This is a genomic window from Hydrogenophaga sp. PBL-H3, assembly GCF_010104355.1.
Taxonomy (GTDB): Bacteria; Pseudomonadota; Gammaproteobacteria; order Burkholderiales; family Burkholderiaceae_C; genus Hydrogenophaga.
Genome location: NZ_CP044972.1, coordinates 3,844,805 through 3,857,265 on the forward strand (window position 1 = coordinate 3,844,805; position 12,461 = coordinate 3,857,265).

Genomic DNA, 12,461 nt, shown 5'->3' on the forward strand with positions numbered 1-12,461 from the left:
CTCAGGCCTCGGCTGTGACTTTGGCGTAGTGGCCGATCAGGGCCAGCAGCTCGTCTTCGGAGTAGGGCTTGCCGAGGTAATGATCCACACCCAGTTCGCGCGCATGTTCGCGGTGTTTCTCCGCGATGCGAGAAGTGATCATGATCACCGGCAAGTCGGACAGCCGCGCATCGCTGCGGATGTTGCGCACGAGGTCGAAGCCATCCATGCGCGGCATCTCGATGTCGGACAGCACCACCGTCGGGCGCTCTTGCTGCAGGCGTTCCAGAGCCTGCAGGCCATCGGCCGCAAGCGTGACCCTGTAGCCTTCGCGCTGCAGCAGGCGTTGTGTCACACGGCGCACGGTGATGGAATCGTCGACCACGAGCACCAGTGGCACGGCATTGACTGCCATCTCCATGGGGACCGGCGTGTCCTCAGGCATGGCCAATGCAGCCTTCTGCCGACCAAGCACCCAGCTGCGCACCTGTTCGCCGTACACGGTGGCCAAAGCGACCGGGTTGTAGATCAAGGCCACGGCGCCCGACGCCAGCACCGACATGCCGGCCAGACCGGGCAGGCGCGACAGCTGTGAGCCCAGGTTCTTCACCACGACTTCCTGGTTGCCCAGGACCTCGTCCACGTGCATGGCCACCCGTTGTGCCGCGCTTCGGAAAATCATGACCGGCAGCGTGCGGCCCTTGTTCTCCAACGACTGCACCGAGGACTGCAACAGAGCGCCCGCCCAGAAGAATGGGACTTCTTCGCCCGCCACGATCAGCGAACCGCTGGCGTAGGCCTTGCTCAGTTCGTCGCTGCTCACGCGACGCACCAGTTCCACCAGGTTGGACGGCACGCCCAGTGTGAGTGCGCCAGCGCGCAGCATCACCACCTGCGTCACGGCGGTGGTCAGCGGCAGCACCAGCTTGAAATTGGTGCCCCGCCCCGCCTGGGTGGCGGTCTCGATGCGACCGCCCAGCGCGACCACGTCGTTGCGCACCACGTCCATGCCGATACCCCGGCCAGCCAGCTCGGAGATTTCGCGCGCGGTGCTGATGCCCGGCTCGAAAACGAGTTGAGCCGCCTGTGCATCGCTGATGTCCGCGCCGGGCGCGACCAGCCCTTGCGCGGTCGCCTTCTCGCGCAAGCGCACCAAGTCCAGTCCGGCACCGTCGTCGGCAAACACCACCGACACGTCGTTGAGTTCCTGCGCCAGCGTGATCTCGATCTGGCCTTCGGCCGATTTGCCGGCGGCCACACGGGCCTCGGGCGTCTCGATGCCATGCACCACGCTGTTGCGCAACAGATGCTCGAACGCCGCGGTCATGCGGTCGAGCACCCCACGGTCCATTTCGATGTTGCCGCCCGTGATGTCCAGGCGCACCTGTTTGCCGGTTTCCTTGGACGCTTGCCGCACCACGCGGTACAGCCGCTCGGAAATGCCTTCGAATTCGACCATGCGCGTGCGCAGGAGGTCGCGCTGCAGTTCGCGGGTCTGCCGGCCCTGGGCCACCAGGCTGTCTTCGGTCGATTCCACCGCGCGTTGCAGGTTGCGCTGCACGGTGGCCACGTCGTTCACCGACTCCGCCATCATGCGGGTGAGCTCCTGCACGCGGGTGAACCGGTCGAATTCGAGCGGGTCGAACGACTGGTCGGCGTCGCGCGCCTGGGCCAGCCGCGACTGCATCTGCGTCTCGGCCTGCAGCTCAATGTCACGCAACTGGCCACGCAATCGGTCCAGGTTGCCCGTGAGGTCTTTCAGCGAGCCGCGCAGGGTCACAAGTTCGGATTCCATGCGCGAGCGGGTGATCATCACCTCGCCGGCCTGGTTGACCAGTCGGTCCAGCAGCTCGGGACGCACCCGCACGGCAGCACCCGCGCGAGCCTGCAATGCCGTAGGCGCCACCGGCATGGTGAGCCCTTCCATGCCCCGCCTGGCGACGGTGTCCGTCGACGGTGCAGTTGTACCTTCTGCAGCGGCTGGCGCCGCAACGGCAACAGACTCGGACAGCACGATCTGCTCGGGAGCTGTCTGCACCACATCCACAGATTCGGGGTCCTGACGGCGCAGCACTTCAAAACGGGCGCTGATGGCATCAAACGCGGACTGCAAAGGCTCCAGTTCGGAGCTGCGTTGCACGTCGGAGCCCAGCCGCTCGGCCGTGGTTTCCATGCGGTGAACCATCTCGCCCAGACGCAATGCACCCGCCAGACGCGCACTGCCCTTGAGGGTGTGCAGGTTGCGCAGCACTTCCGATCGGGCACTACCGTTGTCCGGACGCGCCACCCACTGGCGCAGCGCGCCTTCGAGTTGGGGCAGCAGTTCCTGGGCCTCTTCGGCAAAGATCGGGAACAGATCGATGTCGATCGTGTCCAGCGCATCAATGTCGTCGTCGATGTCCTGCACCACTGCATGTTCCATGCGATGGGTGTCGACGTGGGGGGCGACAAAATCGATCGTGGTCTCGGTCAGGGCAGGCAGGTCGAACGTGGTCAGTGGCGCAAAGCTCGAAACGGCGGCGTCCGGCTGGACGGGCGCCGGTTCTTCGTGCACAGGTGTCTCGATCACCGGTTCGTCCATCACCACCAGGTCATCGGCCTGCCGTGGGGATTCGTCAGGCACCGGATCGTGGACCACACGGTAGAGCGCGTCCATCAGCTGTGGATCGGGCTCTTTGAGGAAGCCGGCGGCAAACTGGTGCAGGAGTCGGCGAATGTCTTCGGATGCATCGACAAACAAGCGGGCCTGCTCGGCTGTGGCCGCAGCGCCCGCCCGCTGGTGAAGGCCCACCGACCCGATGGCATGCTCCAGCGCCCGGGCGATGTCCGACAGCGACTGGAATCCGACCGTTGCAGAGCTGCCGGCCAGCGAGTGCGCAAGCGCTTCAGACTGCTCCGGCACCGGCTCGTGACGTTCAAGCGCCCATTCGGCCAGCCCCGTGCACAAGCGGCGCGACCACTCGTCCGCCTCGTTGAGGTACACGTTGTACAGCTTGAGACCGATGCGCAGCGAACCGATCACCCGCGTCTGCTCGTCGGGCATGTCCGCCTCGGCTGGCACTTCGGGGGTTTCCACAGGATCGGGTTCCTGCACCTCGGCACCTTGAATCAGCGCGACCGGCTCTTCGAGCAACGGGGCCGCAGCGTCGGCCGCTGCTGGCGGGGCGTCGAGTTCTTCTGCCTTGGCCACCTCGCTGGACGAGAACGCCGCCAGGCTGCCGAAGTCGATGTCCGCAAGCATCTGCGCGGGAACTGGCAAGTCAATGGGAGCCGCCGGTGGTTCAAAGTCGAGGAACGATGTGTCGAACTGAATGCTGTCTTCGGGTGCCGCCGGTGAAGACCCGTCATCGACATCCACCAACTCGCCAAAGTCCAGGCTCAGGTCCATGTCAGGCACTGAAACTTCGATGACCTCGACGGCTGAAGGCGCCGCATCGGCGACCTCCAGTGCAGCAGGCTCTGCGGCGGGGGCGTCGGATTCCACGGGCGCCGACAACTCGAACTGCAGTTCGTCCTCGTTGGCTGCAGGCGCAACCTCGATCTCGGCCGCATGCGTCAAAGGCAGGTAGATGCCTTGCTCACGCAGCGCTTCGGCGCTGACCTTGAAGGGCTGCGCCTTCCAATGCCCTTCGCGCCGGGCAGCAATGTCGTCCACCCACCGGGCAAAGTCGGTCATCGCTTGTCCCGTCAGCACCAGCAAGGGCTGACTTGCCGGGCGCTGTTCGGCCAACACGGTGTTGACCAACTGCTCCATGGACCAAGCAGCCTGGCCAAACTCCTCCAGCCCGACCATGCGCGAGCTGCCCTTGAGGGTGTGGAACGCACGGCGCAGGGTGGTGAGGTGCTCCAGATCACCCGGCTGCGCCTGCAACTGCCCGATGGCGTCCAGGCCGTTGCCCACCACCTCCCGGGCTTCCTCCAGGAAGATGTCGAGCAGATCGTCTTCGTCGTTGTCTTCACCAGTGGTGTCGACCGGCTCGTCCTCATGCGCAGCGTGGGACGCTTCGGACAACCCCACCAAGGCCTGGGCACCTGCCGCGGCATCGTTGCCGACCACCGCACCAGCGGCCTCGCGCGCAGCACGCGCCACGCCCGACTGCTCGGCCAGCGTGGCCTGTTCGGCCAGCGAGTCGAGCTGCTGGCTCAGGTCGACCAGGTTCATGCCACCCTGGACCTCGTTGACGACCTGCTGCACACCATTGCTGATGGCGCGGGCCTCGTCGCGCGCCGGCGGGTGACGCAGTTCCGCATTGATCGTGCGCCCCATGAGGGGGAGCAGTTCGCCCTTGTCTTCGTCAAAGACGAACAGCTTCTTGGCCAGAGTCGGCTGGTAGTTCAGCATGTCCACCAGCAGACTCATCGCACTCAGGTTGTTGCCCAGCTGCTGGAACGTCCCAGCTTCGCGAGCCTGGGCCTCGTCCACGTCGGTGTCGAGGATCTGCTCGACCGTGGCGCGCATGCGGGTGACGGCATGGACCGCTTGCTCAAGCCCCAGCACCGACAACACGCCACGCATCTGTGCCAGTTGCGATGCGGCGACGTGCAGACCTGCTTTCTCCTGCGGTGTGCGGAAGAACTGATCAAGCGACTTCTCGACTTCCCCCAAGGAGACCTTGAGTTCACCGACCACACTGCCCATGGTCTGGCGGTCGCTCACCCTGCGGTACAGCTGCTCCATCCAGGCGTCCAGCGGTTGCGCTGGCTGGCCTGCGATCACGGCATCAAGACGATCGGCCAGCGCCTGCGTGCGCTCGGTGAGCTCGGGCGCGCTGGGGTCAAAATCTTCAAAAGCCGCTTCGAGGTACAGCGTGGTGGTGGCCACTTCCATGGCCAGCTCAGGTCGCACGCCGCCGGGCTCTCGCACCGCATGGTCCGCCGCCCTCACCAAGGCCTGGGCCAGCACCGTGCTGGAGGGGTGCAACTTGAGCAGAGAGTCCCCGATCAAGCCGAACTGATCGGCGACCTGACGCGCGCGGCTGGCATCGCCACCGGAATACAGCGACCAGGCCTCCTTGGCCGCGTTGATGCGTTTGCGCGCCTGCGCGAGGACCGCCGGGTCGTAGCGGCCCAGCGTGGCCACGTGGTAGTCGACCGCCGCAACGCGGCCCAAACCAAACGCCTGCCGGACGGCCGCCAGTTGCGGCGCCAGTTGAACGGACACGTCGTGCGGCTGGGCGCAGAAAAACAGGAGATCGTGCAGCAGCGTCTCAGACACCTGAGACTTGCCTTGCGACAGAGTCACGAACTGCATCAGGATTCGCGAGAAGGCCCGCTTGACATAGACGTCGCTGGGCAACAAGCGGTGCGCAACCGCTTCAAAGAAGCCGGCGGCCACACGCCAAAAAGTTCGAGCTCGGATATCCGTTGCTCCGGCAGACAGTCCCGCGCAGATCTTCACCAACTGCTGCACTGCCGCCTGGCTTTCCGTCTTGACCGCCAGCAACACCAGACGATCAAACAAGGAGCGGATGGCAGCACTGCACTCGAGCGGTGGTCTGTCGGTTGGCGCAGCCACATCCACGCCATGGTGATCGAACGGCCAAAGATCGGCTGGGTGCACGCGCTCGGCCGCAGCCAGCTCTTGAACGTCCCGGTATTGGGAGAACAAGGCAACGGGTTGCACCGGCTTGTTGTTCAGGACCGCTTCAAGGTACTCCACCAAGGCGAAGCTGGCGCGCTCGACCTTGGCCGCCGACTCTTCGTTGCAACTCTGTGGTCGCTGGACAAACCGTTGAACCGCGGCCTCCATGGCCCTGAGCACATGGGCGGGAGCCCCCAGCCCCACCATCTCCAGGGCACCAACTGCCTGGTGCAGCGACTGCCGCGCCTGACGCAGCGAAGCCGGATCGACTGCCTGCAAGTCGTCCATTCGCGACTGATCCGTTTCGCGCACGAATCGTTTGATCGCCTTGTTGGCCGCATCGAGCGACTTGCGCAGCTCCTCGAACACCCATGCCAGCGGACCGAGGTCGGCGACAGGTGGGTCCATCTGCAGACTGTCGGTGGCGGTTTCGAGCATGTTGATCTTGGAATGAGGGTCCGACTGAAGCGATCAGGCGATCTTGAATCGCGATACCGACTGGCGAAGTTCTTCGGCCATCGCCGAGAGTTCACGCACCTGCTGGGCCGTGGAGCGGGTTCCCTCGCCGGTCTGCTCCGTCACGGCAAAAATGTGCTGGATGTTTCCAGCCACCTCGTTGGCCGAATCGGCTTCTCGCGACGCCGCGTTGGAAATCTGCTCGATCAGTTCGGCAAGTCGGCGCGACACGCGATCGATCTCGGACAGTGCGGTACCCGCGTTGTCGGAGAGCTTGGCTCCCTCGACCACACCCTGCGTTGAACGTTCCATGGCGGCCACCGCGTCTTGCGTGTCGGTCTGAATCGCCTTCACCAGCGCCGAGATCTGTCGTGTCGCATCAGCAGAGCGTTCGGCCAGTCGCTGCACCTCTTCTGCCACCACGGAGAAGCCTCGGCCAGCTTCGCCAGCTGACGCGGCCTGGATGGCGGCGTTCAGTGCCAGCACGTTGGTCTGTTCGGTAATGTCGGAGATCAGTTCGGTGATCTCACCGATCTCCTGTGACGACTCACCCAGCCGCTTGATGCGTTTGGAGGTTTCCTGAATCTGATCACGGATCGAGTTCATACCGCCGATCGCGTCCTGCACCGCCTGCAAACCCGACTCGGCTGCCACCAGCGATGCACGGGCCACCGTGGCCGACTCCTGCGCCTGACCGGACACCTGGTTGATTCGCTGCGCCATGTCGAGCACCGACTGACCCGTTTCGCGAATTTCCCGAAGCTGTTCGGTCGACGCTGCCAGCAGTTCGGTGGACGTGCTTTCCACCGCTGACGTCGTTTGCGCCACGCGCGTGGCCGTGGCTTGCACGTTGCCCACCAGCGATCGAAGTTCCTCCACCGTGTAGTTCACCGAGTCGGCAATGGCACCGGTGATGTCTTCAGTCACCGTGGCTTCCTGGGTCAAGTCACCTTCAGCAACCGTCTGCAATTCGTTCATCAAACGCAAGATGGCCGCCTGGTTGGCGTCGTTGACGCGCTTGGCATCCTGCTCCAGCGACTCGGCCGCCAGACGCTGCGACTCAGCCGTCAGTTGACGCTGCCGGCTCTCCTGCAACTGCACATAGGCCAGGCCACCGGCACACAACAGCGCAAACAGGGCCGAGAAAAGCAAGGCGCCGAATTCGCCACCGCTCAACCCCGAACGCGAGGTGAGCTCCGACTGAAGGTTCTGCAATCCCAGACGCAAGGGCTCACTGTCCGCAATGATGCTGGCCTGGGCTTCGCGCGCCGACACCAGACCCTGCAGGTTGCCCAGAATGGCGCCCGCTTCCACCCGGGTTTGCTCATACAGCTTCAGCAGTGCACCGAGGCGCTCGCGCACCTGCTCATCCTTGGCTGCGGCCAGGCGCAGCTCTTCGCTTCCACTGAGCAAACCTTCCGAGATTTCCTTGAACGTGTTCAAGTCCTTGCCCAGCAGGAACACGGCCTCTGGACTCACGCCTTCAAGCGTCAGAAACTCGTTGGCCGATTTGCCGATGCGCTGGGTCAACATCACGAGCTGGCCGGAAGCAGAGATTTCCGCAGCTGGTGCGTTTTGCTGCAGCTTCAGCGAAGAGATCGTCTCGGCGATCTCCAGCAGGTCCGAAGACTGACGGTTGATGGTGCGCAATGCGTTGCCCACCTGCGTCAAGATGCTTTCCTGTGACAAAACCGCAGTCGCATTTTTCTCAGCTGCGTCAATCCTTGGCAGCAGTTCGTCGAGTCGGGCCGCGTAATCAGGCCCCAAGGCGTCGATGGACATTTCGGCGTCGCCTTGTTTGAGGCCTCGCAGGCTGCGCGACAGAACATCGGAGCTGTCACGCACCTCCGGGAATGCCGTGGGGCTGCCGATCAAAGCCTGGGAAACACTCTTCGCCAGGCGCTGCGACTGCATCAGGGCCTGACCGCTGGCAGCCAATTGCTGACTGACTTTCTCTGTCTGGCTCAAGACGAAGAAGGTGACCGCGCCGAGCACGACCAGACCGAAGGCCAGCGACGCGGCCAGCGTGCGCTGGTGCTGCTCGGCGGGCCGGCGCCCCAGCAAAGGCACCGAGATCAATCCCGACTGCTCTGCGCCATCGTCGTCTTCGGACATCAGCAGATTGCCGGAGAAGTCGTCTGCCTGAGGGACGGGGGCCAAGCGGGCAGCCGCCAGTTCGGCAGCTTCCTGATCAGTCACGGCGTGCAGGTCGCGTTCATCATCGGCTTTTTTCTTGAACAGTCCCTGGAATCGATCAAGCGTGGCCATGTAAACACCTTCCAACAGAAAACAAATGAGAAAAGATCGGACCGGTCGACCTTTGGGGGTCGTCAGGCCGCAATTGCGAGGAATTCGGGTTCGCCAACCAACACCTGCAAATCCAGCTCTTGCCACAACAAGCCCTGGGCATCCACCAACGATCGATTGAAATAGGCCGGTGCGCCATCCGGCTTGGACCCGAAGCCGCTGAACATGGCGGCACTTCGCAATCCCAGGAGACGATCAATCCAGATCACGGCGTTCACACCCAGCGCGGTGTGCAGACTGACCAGGCGCGATTCGGAAGTGATGCGCTCGCCCTGGCTCGCCAGCGCACCCGAGCCAGCGACGAGCGACCCCGATTCCACCAACGCCGCGAGATCAATGACACCATGCAGGCCGCCCCGCAGGCTGGCAACGCCCAGGTACCAGGACTTGGTGTACGGAACGCGTTGGACCGCAGACCAAGGGAAAATTTCACCGGACTGAACCAGCGGAAGGAGGTAGCGGCTTCCGTTGGACTCCACCGCCAGCCAGGCGGCCGTCACGGCTTCTGTTTTGGCAACGCTCAATCGCTGAGCCAACCGTTCTTGCAGCTCCTTCAGTGATTGTCGTTTGGCCATGCTCGGTGGGGTTCAATTCAAGGTGGTTCAGGCCAGCGCCCGGATCTTCGACAGCAACTCTTCACCGTTCACAGGCTTGGTCACATAGTCGCGAGCCCCCTGCCGCATGCCCCAGACCCGATCCGTCTCCAGGCTCTTGCTGGTGCACATCACGATCGGAATACTCGAATACTGAGGATCGCGGGTAATGGCACGCGTCAACTGAAATCCATTTTGACCGGGCATCACAACGTCCATCAGGATCAGGTCGGGCTTTTCCTCCCCCAAGCGACGGAAGGCCTCGTCCGCATTCTCAGCGGTTCTCACGCTGTAGCCGTTTTTACTCAGCAGATCGGACAGCACCATGAGTTCGGTTTTTGAGTCGTCAACAACGAGAATTTTGTGGATGGCCATCATGCAGCTCCGGCTAGGTTGGCGCCGAACTGCTGCACGGCTTGCAGCAGTTGGTCTTTGGTGAAGGGTTTGGTGAGGTAATCCTGGGAGCCCACCATGCGTCCGCGGGCCTTGTCAAAGACGCCGTCCTTGGAAGACAGCATGACAACAGGGATGCTGGCGAACTTGGCGTTGCGCTTGATGATGGCGCAGGTCTGATACCCGTCAAGGCGAGGCATCAGGATGTCGCAGAAGACCAGGTCGGGTTGGTAGTCGTTGATTTTGGCCAGCGCGTCAAAACCATCGTCGGCCAGCAGGACCTCATGTCCACCCTGCTTGAGAAAGATTTCGGCGCTGCGCCGGATGGTGTTGCTGTCGTCGACGACCAGGACTTTCAGGGCAGGTGTTGGGCTCACGATTCACAGGCTCCAGGATGGGTCAGGAAGTGCGGCACTCGGGCCGGAGAGCCCGTGCCTTGGTCTGCTCAGGCCAGATGCACGGGGTCTCGTGATCAGATCTGGACCATCTCGAAGTCCTCTTTGCGAGCGCCGCACTCGGGGCAGGTCCAGTTCATCGGCACCTGTGCCCAAGGGGTTCCGACCGGTACGCCGTGCTCTGGCGCGCCTTGCGCTTCGTCGTAAATCCAGCCACAAATCAGGCACATCCAAGTCTTGGTTTCGGTCATGGTTATAGGGGGCCTTGTCATAGAATGCAAGCATTGTATCGAGCGAGGTACAGCCCGCTGGAAATGGATTCTGGCCTCTGTCCAATCCCTTGTTTGAAGCGCCAGGATCATTCTGCGGGCATCTTCCACACGAATTCGGTCCCTCTCTCAACCCATGCCCGATACACCCGAAAAAACAACACCTGCAGCACTCCCACCACCGGGGGAGGCCACCCTGCCCTGCGTGATGGTGTTCAACGCCAACGACCCCAGCGGCGCGGGCGGCCTGAGCGCCGACATCACGGCCATGTCGAGTGCTTCAGTGCATGTGCTCTCGGTCGTCACCGGCGCCTACGTGCGCGACACGTCCGATGTCCACGATCACTTTGCCTTTGACGAGGAAGCCGTGGCCGATCAGGCGCGCTGCGCGCTCGAAGACATGCCGGTGCAGGCCTTCAAGGTCGGCTTCGTGGGCAACCCCGAAAACCTCAGCGTGGTGGCGGAGATCACCGCCGACTACGCCGATGTGCCCGTCATCGCGTACATGCCCGATCTTTCCTGGTGGGATGAGCTCGCCATCGAGACCTACCTCGACGCCAGTGCCGAGTTGCTGTTGCCACAGACCACCGTGCTGGTGGGCAACCACAGCACGCTGTGCCGCTGGCTGCTGCCCGAGTGGGAGGGCGACCGCCCGCCGAGCCCGCGCGACGTGGCACGGGCGGCCGCCGTGCATGGCGTGCCTTACACCCTGGTCACCGGCTTCAACGCCGCCGATCAATACCTCGAGAGCCACCTGGCTTCGCCAGAAGCGGTGCTGGCCACAGCGCGATACGAGCGGTTCGAGGCCACCTTCACCGGCGCGGGCGACACACTGTCGGCGGCCTTGTGCGCACTGATTGCTGGCGGCACCGATCTGCAATCGGCCTGCGCCGAGGCCCTGACGTATCTGGACCAATGCCTTGATGCGGGCTTTCAGCCCGGCATGGGCCATGCCGTGCCCGACCGGTTGTTCTGGGCACACGAGGAAGATGAAGAGGGCGAAGACGCTTCGGCGGAATCCGCGTCGGACAGCACGCTCGACGCCGACGATTTCCCCCTCGACACCACCCGGCATTGAATCTCCCGCGCGCAGCGCAAGCTTGCGCGAGTTTTCCCACCAACGCAGCTTTGCTCCATGACCACTGTCGACCGCAACCAGCAACTGTTTGACCGCGCCAAGGCCTTGATTCCTGGTGGTGTGAATTCACCGGTGCGCGCGTTCCGCGCGGTGGGTGGCACGCCCCGCTTCGTGCAACGAGCGCAAGGCGCGTATTTCTGGGACGCCAACGGCAAACGCCACATCGACTACATCGGTTCCTGGGGTCCGATGATCTTGGGACATGGCCACCCCGCAGTGGTGGAAGCGGTGCAGAAGGCGGTGCTTGAAGGCTTCTCTTACGGTGCACCCACCGAGCGCGAAGTGGAGCTGGCCGAAGAGATCATCAAGCTCGTGCCGAGCATCGACATGGTGCGGCTGGTGAGCTCGGGCACCGAGGCGGGCATGAGCACGATCCGGCTGGCGCGTGGTGCGACCGGGCGCAAGAAGATCATCAAGTTCGAGGGCTGTTACCACGGCCACGCCGATGCGCTGCTGGTCAAGGCAGGCTCCGGTCTGGCCACGTTCGGCAACCCGACCAGTGCCGGCGTACCGCCTGAGGTGGTGCAGCACACGATCGTGCTGGAGTACAACAACATCGAGCAACTCGAAGCGGCTTTCGTCGAGCACGGTCCCGAAGTGGCCTGCCTGATGATCGAGCCCATCGCCGGCAACATGAATTTCGTGCGTGCCAGCGTGCCGTTCATGAAACGCTGCCACGAGTTGTGCACACAGCACGGCGCGTTGTTGGCCTTCGACGAGGTGATGACAGGTTTTCGTGTGGCGCTGGGCGGCGCGCAAAGCGTGTACGCCCAGCTGATTCCAGGCTTCGAGCCCGACATGACGGTGATGGGCAAGGTGATCGGTGGCGGCATGCCGCTGGCCGCCTTTGGTGCCAAGCGCGCGGTGATGGAACAGCTGGCGCCTCTGGGTGGCGTGTACCAGGCCGGCACCCTCTCGGGCAACCCGGTGGCCACTGCTTGCGGCCTGGCCACGTTGAAGGAAATTCAGAAGCCTGGCTTCTTCGAGAACCTCTCGACCACCACACGTTCGCTGGTGGATGGCCTGACTGCTGCCGCCCACGCCGAAGGTGTTGCGATGTGTGGCGACAGCCAGGGCGGCATGTTCGGCTTCTTCCTGTTCGACGAGTTGCCGCAGAACTACGCCAAGGTGATGACCACCGACGGCCCCACCTTCAACAAACTCTTCCATGGCCTGCTCGATCGCGGCGTGTACATCGCGCCAGCCCTTTACGAAGCTGGCTTTGTGAGCGCCGCGCACACCGCGCAGGACATCGCGGACACGGTAGCGGCCGCGCGCGAGGTCTTCAAACTGCTGCCACGCTGACGCAGCCTGAAGCCCAATGACAAAGGCCGCTGTGAACACAGCGGC

8 protein-coding genes are annotated in these 12,461 nt (G+C 63.5%); 2 read left to right on the forward strand and 6 right to left on the reverse strand.

The genetic code is table 11. The features are described from left to right. Position 1: 1 nt before the first annotated feature. From F9Z44_RS18005 to F9Z44_RS18030, 6 genes are all read right to left on the reverse strand, one after another. Positions 2-5,998 carry a hybrid sensor histidine kinase/response regulator gene (locus F9Z44_RS18005; protein WP_159608083.1) on the reverse strand — a complete coding sequence of 1,999 codons (5,997 nt, stop codon included), beginning with the start codon at positions 5,996-5,998 and terminating at the stop codon, positions 2-4. 33 nt (positions 5,999-6,031) lie between these two features. Beyond that, positions 6,032-8,284 (reverse strand): methyl-accepting chemotaxis protein, encoded by a 2,253-nt coding sequence (locus tag F9Z44_RS18010; protein WP_159608084.1) that lies wholly within the window; start codon positions 8,282-8,284, stop codon positions 6,032-6,034. Between the two features lie 62 nt (positions 8,285-8,346). Further along, on the reverse strand, positions 8,347-8,898 hold the full coding sequence (locus F9Z44_RS18015; protein ID WP_159608085.1) for a chemotaxis protein CheW: 552 nt from the start codon (positions 8,896-8,898) through the stop codon (positions 8,347-8,349). 27 nt (positions 8,899-8,925) lie between these two features. Continuing rightward, the gene (locus tag F9Z44_RS18020) at positions 8,926-9,291 is read right to left on the reverse strand and encodes a response regulator (protein ID WP_159608086.1); all 366 of its coding nucleotides are present in this window, start codon (positions 9,289-9,291) and stop codon (positions 8,926-8,928) included. After that, positions 9,291-9,689, reverse strand: a complete 399-nt coding sequence (locus F9Z44_RS18025) for a response regulator (RefSeq protein ID WP_159608801.1) — start codon at positions 9,687-9,689, stop codon at positions 9,291-9,293. The genes F9Z44_RS18020 and F9Z44_RS18025 overlap by 1 nt, the downstream gene beginning before the upstream one ends. 92 nt (positions 9,690-9,781) lie before the next feature. Further along, entirely contained in the window at positions 9,782-9,955 is a 174-nt protein-coding gene (locus F9Z44_RS18030; protein ID WP_159608087.1) for a rubredoxin, read from the reverse strand. Between the two features lie 154 nt (positions 9,956-10,109). Between F9Z44_RS18030 and thiD the strand changes: the two genes are divergently transcribed. Both thiD and hemL read left to right on the forward strand, forming a co-directional pair. Then, positions 10,110-11,051 (forward strand): bifunctional hydroxymethylpyrimidine kinase/phosphomethylpyrimidine kinase, encoded by a 942-nt coding sequence (gene thiD / locus F9Z44_RS18035; protein WP_159608088.1) that lies wholly within the window; start codon positions 10,110-10,112, stop codon positions 11,049-11,051. Positions 11,052-11,108: 57 nt separating this feature from the next. Next, on the forward strand, positions 11,109-12,416 hold the full coding sequence (gene hemL, locus F9Z44_RS18040; RefSeq protein ID WP_159608089.1) for a glutamate-1-semialdehyde 2,1-aminomutase: 1,308 nt from the start codon (positions 11,109-11,111) through the stop codon (positions 12,414-12,416). Positions 12,417-12,461: the final 45 nt, after the last annotated feature.